12 protein-coding genes are annotated in these 12,826 nt (G+C 71.1%); 7 read left to right on the top strand and 5 right to left on the bottom strand.

Annotated elements, in window-relative coordinates; all coding sequences use genetic code 11:
* The first annotated feature begins 247 nt into the window (after positions 1 to 247).
* Positions 248 to 1,651, top strand: a complete 1,404-nt coding sequence (gene lpdA / locus IE226_RS00735) for a dihydrolipoyl dehydrogenase (RefSeq protein WP_190078937.1) — start codon at positions 248 to 250, stop codon at positions 1,649 to 1,651.
* 162 nt (positions 1,652 to 1,813) lie between these two features.
* Positions 1,814 to 3,964 carry an MMPL family transporter gene (locus tag IE226_RS00730; protein WP_190078936.1) on the top strand — a complete coding sequence of 717 codons (2,151 nt, stop codon included), beginning with the start codon at positions 1,814 to 1,816 and terminating at the stop codon, positions 3,962 to 3,964.
* Positions 3,965 to 3,975: 11 nt separating this feature from the next.
* Here IE226_RS00730 and IE226_RS00725 read toward each other — a convergent pair whose 3' ends face one another.
* Complete coding sequence (locus IE226_RS00725) at positions 3,976 to 4,782, bottom strand: isocitrate lyase/PEP mutase family protein (protein WP_190078935.1); 807 nt, start codon at positions 4,780 to 4,782, stop codon at positions 3,976 to 3,978.
* 200 nt (positions 4,783 to 4,982) lie between these two features.
* On the opposite strand from IE226_RS00725, the gene IE226_RS00720 reads away from it, so the two are divergent.
* The 4 genes from IE226_RS00720 to IE226_RS00705 all read left to right on the top strand — a co-directional run bounded on the left by IE226_RS00720 (position 4,983) and on the right by IE226_RS00705 (position 7,871).
* Positions 4,983 to 5,399, top strand: coding sequence for a YciI family protein (locus IE226_RS00720; RefSeq protein WP_190078934.1), 417 nt, complete (start codon positions 4,983 to 4,985; stop codon positions 5,397 to 5,399).
* Positions 5,396 to 6,628 (top strand): RNA polymerase sigma factor, encoded by a 1,233-nt coding sequence (locus IE226_RS00715; protein ID WP_190079522.1) that lies wholly within the window; start codon positions 5,396 to 5,398, stop codon positions 6,626 to 6,628. The genes IE226_RS00720 and IE226_RS00715 overlap by 4 nt, the downstream gene beginning before the upstream one ends.
* On the top strand, positions 6,625 to 7,293 hold the full coding sequence (locus IE226_RS00710; protein WP_229870287.1) for a formylglycine-generating enzyme family protein: 669 nt from the start codon (positions 6,625 to 6,627) through the stop codon (positions 7,291 to 7,293). The genes IE226_RS00715 and IE226_RS00710 overlap by 4 nt, the downstream gene beginning before the upstream one ends.
* A gap of 251 nt (positions 7,294 to 7,544) precedes the next feature.
* Positions 7,545 to 7,871, top strand: a complete 327-nt coding sequence (locus tag IE226_RS00705) for a hypothetical protein (protein WP_190078933.1) — start codon at positions 7,545 to 7,547, stop codon at positions 7,869 to 7,871.
* Positions 7,872 to 7,889: 18 nt separating this feature from the next.
* Here the strand turns inward: IE226_RS00705 and asnB are convergent, their stop codons facing one another.
* Both asnB and IE226_RS00695 read right to left on the bottom strand, forming a co-directional pair.
* Positions 7,890 to 9,731: an asparagine synthase (glutamine-hydrolyzing) gene (asnB, locus tag IE226_RS00700; RefSeq protein WP_190078932.1), complete on the bottom strand. Its 1,842-nt coding sequence runs from the start codon at positions 9,729 to 9,731 to the stop codon at positions 7,890 to 7,892.
* A gap of 165 nt (positions 9,732 to 9,896) precedes the next feature.
* Positions 9,897 to 10,484, bottom strand: coding sequence for a TetR/AcrR family transcriptional regulator (locus IE226_RS00695; RefSeq protein ID WP_190079521.1), 588 nt, complete (start codon positions 10,482 to 10,484; stop codon positions 9,897 to 9,899).
* 182 nt (positions 10,485 to 10,666) lie between these two features.
* Between IE226_RS00695 and IE226_RS00690 the strand changes: the two genes are divergently transcribed.
* A complete protein-coding gene (locus IE226_RS00690) occupies positions 10,667 to 11,626 on the top strand; it encodes a DMT family transporter (protein ID WP_190078931.1) in 960 nt (319 codons plus the stop codon).
* Here IE226_RS00690 and IE226_RS00685 read toward each other — a convergent pair.
* Both IE226_RS00685 and IE226_RS00680 read right to left on the bottom strand, forming a co-directional pair.
* Complete coding sequence (locus IE226_RS00685) at positions 11,599 to 12,045, bottom strand: cupin domain-containing protein (RefSeq protein WP_190078930.1); 447 nt, start codon at positions 12,043 to 12,045, stop codon at positions 11,599 to 11,601. The genes IE226_RS00690 and IE226_RS00685 overlap by 28 nt on opposite strands.
* 126 nt (positions 12,046 to 12,171) lie before the next feature.
* On the bottom strand, positions 12,172 to 12,702 hold the full coding sequence (locus IE226_RS00680; protein ID WP_229870286.1) for a TetR/AcrR family transcriptional regulator: 531 nt from the start codon (positions 12,700 to 12,702) through the stop codon (positions 12,172 to 12,174).
* Positions 12,703 to 12,826 lie beyond the last annotated feature (124 nt).

Below are 12,826 nucleotides of genomic sequence, written 5' to 3'. Positions count from 1 at the left end.
TCCCCCGGAGGGACACGGGTTCGTGCTCCGTCGTGCTCGTCACGGCGACACTATCCCGTGGCCCACGGCCGGGTGAACCCGGTATCGATCTCCAACGCCCGTGCCCACAGCGGCGGTTGGGCCCGGGGCCCGCAGCGGCCGGCATGACATCGGACACCCGCCCGCCCGCGAGGCGTCCGGATGGCGCATGATCGGACGTGCGCGAGTCACGTACCACCCGATACGTACCACCAGAGAGGACCTCCCCATGGAAGACCGCTTCGACGTCGTCGTGCTCGGAGCAGGACCCGGCGGCTATGTGGCCGCCATCCGTGCCGCCCAGCTGGGCAAGCGGGTAGCGGTCGTCGAGGAGAAGTACTGGGGAGGTGTCTGCCTCAACGTCGGCTGTATCCCGACCAAGGCGCTGCTGCGCAACGCCGAGCTGGCCCATCTGTTCACGCACGAGCAGAAGACGTACGGCATCAAGGTCGACGGCAATGTCTCCTTCGACTACGGCGAGGCGTTCAACCGCAGCCGCACGGTCGCGGACGGCCGCGTCAAGGGCGTCCACTTCCTGATGAAGAAGAACAAGATCACGGAGTTCGACGGCCGTGGCACGTTCCTCGACGCGAACACGCTCCAGGTCGCCAAGTCGGACGGCTCCACGGACACGATCACGTTCGAGAACTGCATCATCGCCACGGGCGCCACCCCGAAGCTTCTGCCCGGCACGCGGCGCTCCGAGCGCGTCGTGACGTACGAGGAGCAGATCCTCGCCGACTCCGTGCCGGAGTCGATCGTGATCGCGGGCGCGGGCGCCATCGGCATCGAGTTCGCCTACGTCCTGCACAACTACGGCGTGAAGGTCACGATCGTCGAGTTCCTGGACCGCGTCGCGCCCCTGGAGGACGCGGACGTCTCCACGGAGCTGGCCAAGCAGTACCGCAAGCTCGGCATCGACGTGAAGACCTCGACCCGCGTCGAGTCGATCGACGAGTCCGGCGCCAAGGTCAAGGTCACCGTGACGGGCAAGGACGGCAAGCAGGAGGTCCTGGAGGCGGACAAGGTCCTGCAGGCCATCGGCTTCGCGCCGAACGTCACCGGCTTCGGTCTGGAGGCGACGGGCGTGGCGCTGACCGAGCGCGGCGCCATCGACATCGACGGGCGCGGGCGGACGAGTGTGCCGCACATCTACGCCATCGGCGACGTCACCGCGAAGCTGATGCTCGCGCACACCGCCGAGTCCATGGGCATCGTCGCCGCCGAGACCCTCGCCGGCGCCGAGACGATGGAACTCGACTACCCGATGATCCCGCGCGCCACCTACTCCCAGCCGCAGATCGCCAGCTTCGGCTGGACCGAGGCGCAGGCCAAGGAGAAGGGCTTCGACGTCAAGGTCGCCAAGTTCCCGTTCATGGCCAACGGCAAGGCGCACGGCCTCGGCGACACCACCGGCTTCGTCAAGATCATCAGTGATGCGCGGTACGGCGAGATCATCGGCGCCCACCTGATCGGCCCGGACGTCACCGAGCTGCTTCCCGAGCTGACCCTGGCCCAGCAGTGGGACCTGACCGTGCACGAGGTCGCGCGCAACGTCCACGCGCACCCGACGCTCGGCGAGGCGGTCAAGGAAGCGGTGCACGGCCTGGCCGGGCACATGATCAACTTCTGACGGCCGCGAGCACCTCCCGCAGGTTCCCGGGGGCTCCTGGGGACTCCCGACGGGGCGGCCCCGCCCTTGCGCCGAACGGCTCAAGTGGCGGGGCCGCCCGGTCCGGAAGATCCTTGGTCGGAACGCGTCGTTACGCCTCGGGGGCGAGGGAGGCAGCAGCCGATGTTCTCTGGCCTGGGCCGATTCGTGGTCCGTCGCCCGTGGTGGATCATCCTGGCGTGGGTCGTGGCGGCCGGCGCGGTGATCTCCCTGGCGCCCAAACTCACCTCCAGCAGCGACGAAGCGAGCTTCCTGCCGGACCATTACGAGTCCATCCGCGCGGCTGACGTGCAGGAAAGGGAGTTTCCCGCGCAGCAGAACGTCGGCGCGATCATCGTCTTCCAGCGCTCCGACGGCGGGACGCTGACAGCGGCCGACTCCGCGGACGTCGCCCGGGTCTCCAAGGATCTGCAGGCCAGGAAGATCCCCGGGGTGCAGGCGGTGGTGCCCGGCGCGGTCTCGCCCAACAAGCTCGTACAGACCTCGGTCGTCGCGATGCCGAAGATCACCAACCCCGAGGACACCGCACCGCAGGACGCGGTCGAGGACCTGCGGTCCGATCTGAAGCCCGAGCTGAAGGGCACGGACTTGTCCGCCGGGATCACCGGCTCCGCCGCCCAGGCGCTCGACGAGAGCGACGCCTCGGAACGTGCCGGGCTGCTCGTCGGGGTCGGCACCATCGTGATCATCATCGTGCTGCTTCTGGTGATCTTCCGGAGCCCGATCATCGCGCTGCTCCCCGTGGTCCTGATCGGCCTCATCTCGCCGATGGCGACCGGCCTGATCGCCTCCGCCAACAAGGCCTTCGACATGAAGGCCGACTCCTCCATCCAGGAACTGCTCACCGTCGTCCTGTTCGGCGTCGGCACGGACTACATCCTCTTCCTGCTCTTCCGCTACCGGGAGGCCCTGCGGGCCGGCGAGGACCCCAAGGGCGGCATGGTGCACGCCGTCGAGCGGGTCGGCGAGGCGATCACCTCCGCGGCCGGCGCGGTCATCGTCGCGTTCGCGGCCCTGACGCTCTCCTCGCTCGGCATGCTGCGCTCGATGGGCCCCGCCCTGGCCATCGCGGTCTTCGTGACGCTCCTTGCCGGGCTCACCCTGGTCCCCGCCGTCGTCTCGCTGCTCGGCACGAAGGTGTTCTGGCCCTCGAAGTCGTGGCAGAGGGAACCGCAGGGCACCGGCTTCGCGCGGCTCGGGGCATCCATCGCCCGCAAGCCCGCCGTCTGGGCCCTGGTCTCCGCGGTGTTCATGGGCGCGCTCACCCTCGGCGCCCTCGGCTACCGGGCCAACTTCGACCTGGCGGGCTCCTCGCTGCCCAAGGACAAGGAGTCGATGGTCGCCCTGGACAACCTCCAGAAGGGCTTCCCCGCGGGCTCCACCGACCCGACCTCCGTCTACCTCACCTCGAAGGACGGCGGTCCGCTCCCCGCCGCGCGCAGGGCCGCCTTCCGGTCGCAGCTGGCAGATGTCGAGGGCGTGGGCAAGGTCTCCGCTCCCCAGCCCGGCAAGGATCGTACGACGGCGTCGTTCTCCGTGATCCTCGCGGACCCGCCCGCCTCCGACAGGGCCCTGGAGACCGTCAAGGACCGGCTGCGCCCGACCGCCCACCAGGACGCGCCGTCCGGCACCGAGGCACTCGTCGGCGGGACGACGGCGGTGTACGTCGACATCAACAAGGCCGTGGACCGCGACTACTCGGTGGTCTTCCCGGTGGCCGCGCTCGCCATCATGGTCATCCTCGGCCTGCTGCTGCGCAGCTTCGTGGCGCCCTGGTACCTGATGCTGTCCGTCGCCCTCGGCTTCGGCGCGACCCTGGGCGCGACCTCGCTGCTGTTCCAGCAGATCGGCAGCCAGCCCGGGCTGATGTTCATGCTGCCGGTGATCATGTATCTGTTCGTGGTCGCCCTCGGCACGGACTACAACATCCTGATGGTGTCGCGGCTGCGCGAGGAGGCCCGCGAGGGCCGCACCCCGCACGACGCCGCGGGCACGGCGGTGCGCCACTCGGGCCCGACGATCGGCTCGGCGGGCGTGATCCTGGCGGGCACCTTCGCCACCCTGATGCTCGCGGGCAACTCGACGCTCTCCCAGATGGGCTTCTCCCTGTCCTTCGGCATCCTCGTCGCCGCCTTCGTCATGGCGATGATCTTCACGCCCGCGCTGACGGCGCTGATCGGGCACGCGGCGTGGTGGCCGGGGCACGGGGACCAGCAGCGCCAGAGAGCGCGGGACGAGGAGGAGCAGGCGGGCCCGGGCAGTACCCGAGCTTGACGGCCGCCGCCCTACACCCCTTCGCCGTACGCCGCGGACAGTGCCAGGGCATCCGCGTACGAAGGCAGGTCGTCCGGCACATCCCCGCCCCGGCCGATCGAGTGCGCCGCCCCGACGGCGGCGTGCAGTGCGGCACGGAAGAGCAGCGAGCCGCTGCTCACCCGGCGCACGCCGAGCTCCGCGAGACGCCGGTAGCTCAAGGCGCCGGGCGCGTAGAGGATGTTGAGCGGGACGTCGATCACTCCCCCGACCAGTTCCGCGATGGCCTTGCCGTCCTGGAGGCCGGGGACGAACAGGCCGTCGGCGCCCGCCTGTTGGTAGGCGGCGGCCCGGCGCTCGGTCTCCTCCGCTCCCCCGGCGCGCAGCCAGTACGTGTCCGTGCGCGCGTTGACGAAGAGGTCGGGGCAGGTCTCCTTGACGGCCCGGATCAGCTCGCACTGCACGGCGGTGTCGGCCAGCGTCCCGTCCGGGCGCCCGTCCTCGATGTTCACGCCCACGACGCCCGCCCGGACCAGTTCCGCCGCGAGCGCCGCGACCTCGTCGGGCCGCTCGCTGAGGCCGCCCTCGATGTCCACGGTGATCAGCGCGGGCAGCCGGGCGAGGCCGCGGGCCAGGCGCAGGGTCTCCTGCCGGGTGCCGCCGGTGGCGTCCGCCTTGCCGGCGGCCGCGGCCACGCCGAGGCTGGTGGTGCCGATCGCCGGGAAGCCGCCTTCGGCGAGCGCGGCGGCGGAGGCGTGGTCCCACGCGTTGGGCAGCAGCAGGGGTTCGCCGGTGCGGTGCAGGGCGCGGAACTGGTGGGCTCGGTCTGCGTAGGTCATGCCCGGACCGTAGCCCCGCGTCGATGCGGCGACCACCGAAACGTCCTGGTGGGCGGGGGTCCGCGGCGCCCACGGAAAACTTTTCCGGCCGGATCCGAAAAATGTGCCGGACTGATGTCGAGAACGGGTGGCCGGCCCCGACGTCCCCTGTGAGAGTTGCCCGCAAGGGGTGACCACCGCACAAGTCGAGGAGAAACGTCATGAAGTACCTGGTGATGGTGCAGGGAACGCAGGCGGACTACGAGGCGCAGAGCGGCAAGGCCAATGCGACCAGTCCGGCGTGGGGGGAGAAGGACCTGCAGGAGATGTTCGCCTTCATGGGCGCCCTCAACAACGACCTGGCCGAGTCCGGGGAGCTGGTCGACGGGCAGGGTCTGGCCGAGCCCGCGCAGACCCGTCTTGTCGACGTGGACAAGGAGGGCCGCCCGGTCATCACGGACGGCCCCTACGGCGAGACGAAGGAAGTACTCGCCGGCTACTGGGTTCTGGAGTGCGAGAGCCTGGACCGCGTCACGGAGATCGCCAACCGCATCCAGCAGTGCCCCATCCCCGCCGGCGCGCCCAACTACCCCGTGGTGATCCGCCCCATCATGGGTGGCCCCGAAGTCGCGTCCTGAACGGCGCAACCGCGACCGAGGACCTGCTGCGCCTGCACGCGCCGCAGGTCCTCGGCGCGCTCGTACGCCGGTACGGCCACTTCGGCGAGGCCGAGGACGCCGTACAGGAGGCCCTGCTCGCGGCGGCGCGGCAGTGGCCCGAGCAGGGCGTGCCCGACAATCCGCGGGGCTGGCTGATCAGGGTGGCGTCGCGGCGGCTCATGGATCAGCTGCGCAGCGACGAGGCGCGGCGCCGGCGCGAGGAGGAGGCCGCGCAGCTCTCGCCCCGGGACGCGTTCACCGCGCCCCCGCCGGGCGAGAGCCGTGCGCCGTCGCAGGACGACACCCTGACCCTGCTCTTCCTGTGCTCCCACCCCGTGCTGAGCCCGGCCGCGCAGGTCGCGCTGACGCTGCGCGCGGTCGGCGGCCTGACCACCGCCGAGATCGCCCGCGCCCATATGGTGCCCGAGGCGACCATGGCGCAGCGGATCAGCCGGGCGAAGGCGAAGGTCAAGGGGGTGCCCTTCGAGCAGCCGCGCCGCAAGGACCGTGATCAGCGGCTCGCGGTGGTGCTCCAGGTGCTCTACCTCATCTTCAACGAGGGCTATACGGCGACCTCGGGCGACGCCCTGCACCGCGCGGATCTGGCGCGCGAGGCGATCCGGCTCACCCGGTCCGTGCGCACCCTGCTGCCCGAGGAGGGCGCGGTGACCGGGCTGCTCGCGCTCATGCTGCTCACCGAGGCCCGCAGCGAGGCACGCACCGGCCCGCACGGCGAGCTCATCCCGCTGGACGAGCAGGACCGCTCGCGCTGGGACCGGCGTGCGATCGAGGAGGGCTCCGCCCTGGTCGAACAGGCCCTGTCCCAAGGCCCGGCGGGCGCCTACCAGTTGCAGGCGGCGATCGCCGCACTGCACGACGAGGCGGCGCACGCCGACGACACCGACTGGCCGCAGATCCTGGCCCTCTACGACATCCTCGTACGCCGCACTCCCGACCCCATGGCCGAGCTCAGCCGGGCGGTGGCGTTCGCCATGGTGCACGGGCCGCGCGCCGGGCTCGCCGAAGTCGCCGCGCTGGAGGAGCGGTTGGCGGGGCATCACCGGCTCGACGCGGTGCGCGCCCATCTCCTGGAGCGGGCGGGCGAGACCGAAGCGGCGCGCGATGCCTACCAGTTGGCGGCCAAGCGTACGCTGAACATCCCCGAGACGCGTTACTTGCGGATGCGTGCGGCCCGCTTGTCCACATGAGTACGGAGAACGAGATGATCGGCGTCCCGGCGGGAAAGGTGACGCTGACGGACCGGCGTACGCGGCACAGCTGGGCGGTCGACGTCCCGGCCTACGAGCTGGCGCCCTTCCCCGTCACGCAGGAGCAGTACGCGCGCGTCACCGGTGAGCGGCCGAGCACCGCGGCCGGTGAGCGGCTGCCCGTGGAGGGCGTCTCCTGGCAGGACGCGATCCGGTTCTGCAACGCCCTGTCCGTGCGGGAGGGGCTGACACCCGCCTACCGGCTCGGCCCTGACGCCGAAGGCGCCGAGTGGGACGCGGCCGCGGACGGTTACCGGCTGCCCACCGAGGCCGAGTGGGAGCACGCCTGCCGGGCCGGCACGGCCGGTGCGCGCTACGGACCGCTCGACGAGATCGCCTGGTACGGCGCCAACGGCTCCGGACGGATCCACGAGGTGGGCGGCAAGCAGCCCAACGCGTGGGGCCTGCACGACATGCTGGGCAACGTGTGGGAGTGGTGCTGGGACCTCTACGACCCCGAGGTGTACGGCACCTACCGGGTGCTCCGGGGCGGCGGGTGGTTCGACGAGCACTGGAGTTGCCGGGCCTCGGTGCGGCGCCGCAGCCATCCGACATTCCGGATCGACGATGTCGGGTTCCGTGTCGCGCGCTCCCGGGTGCGGTGACCAGGCGCCCGTGCGGCCTCGGCGCACCGTCCGCACGTAACGTAGCTCACATCGGCAGGGCCCCGACCTGGGAACACCAGCGTATGGTTTACCGTTGAACAGTGCGTAGGTCCCGACCGCGATTCCCCCGTCCGGCCGGGGCCTACCTCTATTTCCGACCGTTCATGTCCATTCCGTTCCGTTTCACGCCTTCGAGCGCGAATATGCCAACCGCACCGCGCGGCGCACCTCCGGACGTGCATCATGCGGTCATGGACGGTGCCAAGCCTGTGCAGGTCTTGTTCACGCCCGACGAGTACGAAACGGTCCTGCGGCACGCGGACCAGCTCGGTCTCCCGGTCGATGAGTTCATACGCCGGGCCGTGATCGTCGACGCCACGCAGCCCCCCTGCCCCACCGCCGGGGCGCGGCGCGGCTCCGGCACACCGGCTCCCGTGCCGCCCGTCCGCCGGAGCCCCGGCCCTGGCGGCACTCCCGCGCTCCAGCGCTTCCTGGACACCCTCGCGGCCAAGGCGGAACCCGACGCCGAGGAGCAGGTTCCTCCGCAGCCCACGGTGCGCAGCTGCCCGGGGCAGTGAGGCGCGCGGCCGCGGCCCTCAGGCCAGCGCGATCTCCGGCTTGTAGAGGTCCAGCCAGAGCGCCAGGTCCAGGGTGCGTTCGAGTCCGCGCCGGGACGCCTGGGTGATCTGCGGTACGTCGCGCCCCGCCGCCCGCGCCACCCGGTCACGATCGACGAGATCGAAGACCGGATGGCCGGGCTCGCCGAGCAGATCCTTGACGTGCTCCTGGAGCGCGATGGCGTACTTGGGGTCCTGCGTGGAGGGATAGGGGCTCTTCACGCGGTCGTACACGGAGCGCGGCAGGACGTCCGCCGTCGCTTCCCGCAGGAGGGTCTTCTCCCTGCCGTCGAAGGACTTCAGGGACCACGGTGCGTTGTAGACGTACTCGACGAGGCGGTGGTCGCAGAACGGCACCCGCACCTCAAGCCCGACGGCCATGCTCGCGCGGTCCTTGCGGTCGAGCAGGACGCGCACGAACCGGGTCAGGTGCAGATGGCAGATCTTGCGCATCCGGAACTCGAAGTCGCTCTCCCCGTCCAGGCGCCGGACCCCGGCGACCGCCGTGTCGTAGCTCTTCTGGATGTACGCGGGCAGGTCGAGGGTGGCGGCGAGGTCCGGGCGCAGGACGTCCGCGTCGTCGCCGAAGTGTTCGGCGAACCGCACCAGCCAGGGGAAGGTGTCGGCGTTGCGGGCGTCTTCGTCGAAGAACTGCAGATAGCCGCCGAAGACCTCGTCCGCCGACTCTCCCGAGAGCGCGACCGTGGAGTGTTCGCGGATGGCCCGGAAGAGGAGGTAGAGGGAGGCGTCCATGTCGCCGAAGCCCATGGGCAGATCGCGGGCGCGGATCATCCTGGCCCGCACCTCGGGGTCGGCGAGGGCGTGTGAGTCCAGGACGATGTCACGGTGGTCCGTGCCGGCGGCCTTGGCCACGTCGTGCACGAAGGGCGTGTCCGGGGTGGAGCGCAGCTCGTCCGCGACGAAGTTCTCGCTCTGGCCCGCGAAGTCGACGGCGAAGCTGCGTACGGTCTCGCCCGCCTCGCCCAGTTGACGCGCGGCTATCGCGGTCATCGCCGAGGAGTCGAGGCCGCCGGAGAGCAGGGTGCAGCGCGGTACGTCCGAGACGAGCTGGCGGCGCACGATGTCGTCGAGGAGTTCGCGCACCCTGGCGACGGTCTCCTCGCGGCCGTCGGGGTGCGGGCGTGTCTCGAGCCGCCAGTAGGCGTGGCGGCGCAGGCCGCGGCGGTCGACGGTCACGACCGTGCCGGGTTCGACCTCGTTCATGCCGTCCCATACGGCGTGCCCCGGCGTCTTGACGAAGGTGAACAGCTCTCGCAGGCCGTCGGTCGTCACCCGGGCGCGGGCCAGCGGGTTGGCGAGGATCGCCTTGGGCTCGGAGCCGAACAGGACGCCGTCGGGGGTCTCGTAGTAGTAGAAGGGCTTGATGCCCATCCGGTCGCGGACCATGACGAGCTTGTCGTGCCGCCCGTCCCACACCGCGAACGCGTACATGCCGTTGAGGCGTTCGGCGACCGCCTCGCCCCACTCCAGATAGCCGCGCAGGACGACTTCGGTGTCGGATTCGGTGGTGAAGTCGTGGCCGCGCCCGGCGAGTTCGCGGCGCAGTTCGGTGAAGTTGTAGGTCTCCCCCGAGTAGACGAGGGCGACGGTGCCGCGCGGCGTGCGCGCGGTCATGGGCTGTCGCCCGCCGGGCAGGTCGATGATGGCGAGCCTGCGGTGCCCGAGTCCCGCGGGGCCTTCGATCCAGGTGCCGCGGTCGTCGGGGCCGCGGCAGGACATCGTCTCGGTCATCGCGTCCAGGGCGTCGGACGCGGACCGCAGATCACGGTCGAAGGAGACCCAGCCAGTAATGCCGCACATGCGCAAACCTCCTGCTTCACGCTGCCTGCGAACCTGCACCCGGAAATTTAGGTGTAGCTAGCAGCTATATGGCGAGCGTGCGCCTCCGGACTGCGTACGGTCAATGAGCCCGTAACACGGAACGAAACATTCCGGCCAACGGCAAAGGCTTTCCCAAAGAGGCTCTCACCTGCGCTTTTCTCCAGCGGTGGGAGCAGCCCGGGAGCCGTCGCGGAGCAGCGCCGCCGCGTCGTCGCGGGCCTGGTCGATCGCGTCCGGGAAGATGCCGACGCCGTGCGCGACCAGGGCCCCCTCGTGCAGCAGCATCAGCGTGCGGCCCAGCTTCGCCGCCCGGCGGGGCGCGATGTCGCGGGCGAGAGCCGTGAACAGGGCGAGCATCCAGGCCTTCTGGCCGGTGATGACCTGGTACGCGGGGTGCGCGGGGTCGCTGATCTCGGCGTGCGCGTTGACCATGCTGCAGCCCTTGGTGCTGTTCTCCCCGGCCCAGTCGCGCGAGGCGTCGAAGACGGCCAGGATCCGGCCCCGCGCGGTGGTGGCGGCCTCGACGTACGGCGCGAGGAATGCCTGCCAGCGCTCGTCGCGGGCCGCCAGATACTCGACGACGATCTGCTCCTTGGAGCCGAACCGGTCGTACAGCGTCTTCTTGGTGACCCCCGCCTCGGCGGCGATGAGGTCCACCCCGACGGCATGGATGCCGCGGTCGTAGAACAGCGTGCTCGCCGCGTCCAGAGCGCGCCGCGCCCCCGGCGTCATGGCGATCCTCCGCGGCGCGCTCCCGGCACCCGTGGCGGCCTTCACGATCTCGCTCACACTGTCACCCATGCCTCCATAGTAGACCGGTCTGTATACTCAAGGGCGAGTAGACAGATCGGTTTACTTTTGCCGTCCGCCATCGACGGCTCGGCCAGGACCGCAGCCGGCAACGGAGGAACGCCATGAACGTCCTGCTCTCGATCGCATTCGTACTGACCTGGAGCTCCGGTTTCATCGGGGCCAAGCTGGGCGCCGGGAGCGCGTCCGCGGTGACGGTCCTGATGTGGCGGTTTCTGCCGCTGGCCCTCGCACTCGCGGTCGTCGCCCTCACCGTGGCGCGATCGTCCTGGCGCGGTCTCGGCGCGCGCGACCTCCTGCGGCAGACGGTGGTCGGTGCGCTGTCGCAGAGCGGCTATCTGCTCACCGTGTACTACGCGATCCAACTCGGCGTCTCCAGCGGGACGACCGCCCTGATCGACGGCACCCAGCCGCTGGTGGCCGGCGCGCTCGCCGGGCCGCTGCTCGGGCAGTACGTCTCACGCACCCAGTGGGCCGGGCTCGGGCTCGGCGTCACCGGGGTCGTCATCGTGACCGCGGCGGACGCCGCAAGCGGCACCCACGCTCCCCCGTGGGCCTATGCCGTGCCCTTCCTCGGCATGTTCTCGCTGGTCGCGGCGACCTTCCTGGACCGCCGCTCCCCCGCCCCGGTACCCCCGGCGGTCTCGATGACGGTCCACTGCGCGACCAGCGCCGTCATCTTCACCGCGCTCGCGGTGGGCTCGGGCGCCGCGATCCCGCCGGCGGAGGCGTCGTTCTGGGTGGCGATCAGCTGGCTGGTGACGCTCTCCACCTTCGGCGGGTACGGGCTCTACTGGCTGATCCTGCGGCGCTCCGGAGTCACCCGGGTGAACACGCTCATGTTCCTGATGGCGCCGGTGACGGCCCTGTGGGGCGCCCTGATGTTCGGCGAGCCCTTCGGCGTACAGACGGCGTTGGGGCTCGCGGTCGGTATCTCGGCGGTCGCGGTCGTGCACCGGGGCGAGTCCTCGGCGCCGGCGGCGGTGTGCTCGCGGCGGGAGGACCCGCCGGCCACCCCGTCGGAGTATGTGCCCGCTCAGTCCGCCAGCCGGAAATCCGCGTAGTCGAAGCCGGGCGCGACGACGCAGCTCACCAGGACCGGCTCGTCGCCGATCGGGCGCGCCGCCTGCCACACGCCGCCGGGCACCAGGATCTGCGGGCGCTCGCCGTGCTCGACGCCGGGGCCCAGTCGCATGGGGGCCGCGCCCTCCTTCGGGAGAGCGCCGTCGCCTCCCAGGCGCAGGTCCAGGGGGCCGCCGCGGTGCCACAGCCAGATCTCGTCGGAGCGCACCACGTGCCAGCGCGACTCCTCGCCGGGGCAGAGCAGGAAGTAGATGGCGGTGGCCGCCCTGCGGGCACCGGGGTAGCCCGTGGGCGTGAAAGAGTGGTCCGAGGCCCAGCTCTCGACGAACCAGCCGCCTTCCGGGTGCGCCTCCATGCCCAGCTCGCGCGCCAGGGCCGGTCGTTCACTCGCTTCACTCATGCGTGCTCTCCGATCCAGAGGTGGAGGGGATGACGGAGTCCGCGGGGCTCCGGACACCGACGATACGCAGCCGGGACCGCACCGCCTGCCGGGCTCGCCGAGCGCGGGCCGCGGCGGACGGCACCCTCACGGAGGCGTGAGGAAGCCCTGCACCACCGGCGCGTACCGCTCGGTGATCTCGTCGATCGGCGTGTCCCGCACCCGCGGTCCGCGCGCTATTCCGTACATCACGCCGAGGCCCAGCAGCGTGCCCACCGCGAGTTCGGCGCGCACGCCCGCGTCCGGTCCCGTCAGGCGTTCGCAGAGGCGGTCGACCACCTGGGTACGGAAGTTGGCGCGCAGGGTGTCGCCCTGTTCGCGGTGGAGCGGGGCGAAGACGATCCGCAGGATGGGGTCGGCGCCGTGCTCGGCCTGGCCCGTGAGCAGATGACGGACCATGTGGTGGCCGAGGTCGGCCAGGGGCGCGTCGAGCAGGGCCTCGGCGTCGGCCTCGAAGGACATGACGCGGGCGAAGAGCGCGTCCTTGTTGCCGAAGTACTTGAGGACCAGCGGCGCGCTCACACCGGCCCGTTCGGCCACCGCCCTGAGCGTGATGTCGGCGTGCGCGTGCCGGGCCAGGAGATGGCGGGCGGCGCGGATGATGGCGGCCTTCGTCACTTCGGCGTCGCGGCGGGGGGCGGGTCCGGGGTGGCACGCCGGGGGGTACGGCGGAGGGTGCGGCGGCGCGCCGGAGGCCGGTGCGCTCGTGGCGGCGTCAGAGGCGTCCACGGCGTCCCGCCAT

It is taken from the genome of Streptomyces longisporoflavus (assembly GCF_014649775.1).
GTDB lineage: Bacteria > Actinomycetota > Actinomycetes > Streptomycetales > Streptomycetaceae > Streptomyces > Streptomyces longisporoflavus.
The sequence above is the reverse complement of the archived record's forward strand: the minus strand, read 5'-3'. Positions and strand labels throughout refer to the sequence as shown.